Source organism: Arachnia propionica, assembly GCF_003932785.1.
Taxonomy (GTDB): domain Bacteria; phylum Actinomycetota; class Actinomycetes; order Propionibacteriales; family Propionibacteriaceae; genus Arachnia; species Arachnia propionica_B.
This window is the reverse complement of the sequence record NZ_RQYT01000098.1, coordinates 1-1,541: the sequence shown is the minus strand read 5'-3', so window position 1 is coordinate 1,541 and position 1,541 is coordinate 1. Positions and strand designations below refer to the sequence as shown.

Sequence of the window (1,541 nt, the reverse complement as noted above, 5' to 3'; positions counted from 1 at the left end):
GCAGCCACACGGGCTTGCCGCGAAGCGCCTTCATGTCGACCAGCCCACCGTCGATGTCCGTCGCAGTGAACTCCGGGGCCGCGTCGCCGACAACGGTAGGCTGGGTGAACTGTGACCGGAAGGAGGAGTCATGGGCGGCGAGGCCAGGGTGTTCTTCCGTGATGTGAAGCCCTATGCAGTCCCTGAGAGCTTGGATGACTTGAAGGGGCCGGACGGGGGTGTTGTTGAGTTGCCTCACACGGTGTTGTGGGCACCAGGCGGCGGCCGGGTTGATCTTGATGAGGAGGGTGGCGTCGGGCTGGCGTATCGGGCGGTGGTGGCTGAGGGGACCGTGGCCGATCAAGTGGCGATCCTGAACCGTGACCGGCTGATCGCTGCCTGGCCGCTGCTCCTGCTGCCAAGGCGGGCTCGCGCGATGTGGGAGGAGCGTTTCCCCGACCTGCGCGCTGAGGTGAGCGCATGAACGCAGGATTCGAGGCACAGCAGCGTGAGCTGGCTCGTATCGCCTTGACCAGGATCGCCGAGGCTGGTTTCGTCTTGGCGGGGTCTGGAGCAATCCGTGAGCATGGCGTGATCGATCGGCCCACCGAGGATATTGATCTGTTCACCATGACTCAGGACAACGACAAGTTCGCGTGGGCTGTTGGTTGTGTCGTCACGGACCTGCGGGAGAGTGGATACGAGGTCGAAGAGGCGCAGCGCGTTGCACAGTTCGCACGGTTGAAGGTACGAGCTGTTGACGGGCTGCAGCTCAACATCGACATGGGGGTTGATTGGCGCGAGAACGACCCCGTATGGCTTGACATCGGCCCGGTGCTGAGCGTGGAGGACGCGGTTGGCAACAAAATCGCCGCAGCCTACTCACGCGGTGAACCGCGCGACTACCTCGATGTCGATGCCATCCGCAGATGGGGTCGGTTCACCGATGAGGAACTGGTGAAAGCAGCAGCCACGCGTGACAACGGGTTCGAGGTGAGCATCTTTGTTCAACAACTGGAGGCCGTGAACCGAGTAACACTTCGCGATGTCGAGCGTTATGGCGTCAGCTCTGAGCAGCTGGACCGCATCAAGGAACGTTGCACCCAGTGGGCAGCGCTTCTACGCGGACAGGCCACACCTTCGCCTCTGAGCGGCAAATCTCAAGGCGCTTGTCGCTGAGCGCAAGCCACCCATACCCGCCAAGCATCGGGACGACCGGGTGTGACGCAGGCCGACATCAGGGAAGGAGACCGGTTCAGGCTCAGCCCAAGAACGCTCCAGCAGGGACTGGCTTGAAAGGACTTCACCACGGAAACCCACGACGACACCTCCCTCACATCAACACTACCCGACGTTCCTCAGGGCCTCGGCCATGGCCGAGGGGCTCAGGACACCAACGTGGGTCTGCCGAACCACACCCTGCGCGTCGACGAAATAGTGGGACGGCACCCCCATGATCCCGTAGGCCGCAGCGATCTGCTGCCCCTGGTCCGCGATCTCGGGGAAGTCGTTGCCGACGCGCTTCGAGTAGTCACTCACCGCGGTCTGCGGCTCGCCCACGT

The 1,541-nt window shown here is 63.1% G+C and carries 3 protein-coding genes; 2 read left to right on the top strand and 1 reads right to left on the bottom strand.

Features of this window, described 5'->3' with window-relative positions; translation table 11 throughout:
• Nucleotides 1-130: 130 nt before the first annotated feature.
• Both EII35_RS15390 and EII35_RS15385 read left to right on the top strand, forming a co-directional pair.
• Entirely contained in the window at nt 131-463 is a 333-nt protein-coding gene (locus EII35_RS15390) for a transcriptional regulator (RefSeq protein ID WP_125229329.1), read from the top strand.
• On the top strand, nt 460-1,158 hold the full coding sequence (locus EII35_RS15385) for a nucleotidyl transferase AbiEii/AbiGii toxin family protein (protein ID WP_125229328.1): 699 nt from the start codon (nt 460-462) through the stop codon (nt 1,156-1,158). Before EII35_RS15390 ends, EII35_RS15385 begins: the two co-directional genes overlap by 4 nt.
• Nucleotides 1,159-1,323: 165 nt before the next feature.
• Here the strand turns inward: EII35_RS15385 and EII35_RS15380 are convergent.
• On the bottom strand, nt 1,324-1,541 hold a 218-nt coding region (locus tag EII35_RS15380), incomplete at its 5' end, for a TlpA family protein disulfide reductase (RefSeq protein ID WP_125229327.1).

Excerpts from the sequence above, each read along its gene's own strand:
- EII35_RS15390 (WP_125229329.1), top strand. The coding sequence starts at position 131 with ATGGGCGGCGAGGCCAGGGTGTTCTTCCGTGATGTGAAGCCCTATGCA.
- EII35_RS15385 (WP_125229328.1), top strand. The coding sequence starts at position 460 with ATGAACGCAGGATTCGAGGCACAGCAGCGTGAGCTGGCTCGTATCGCC.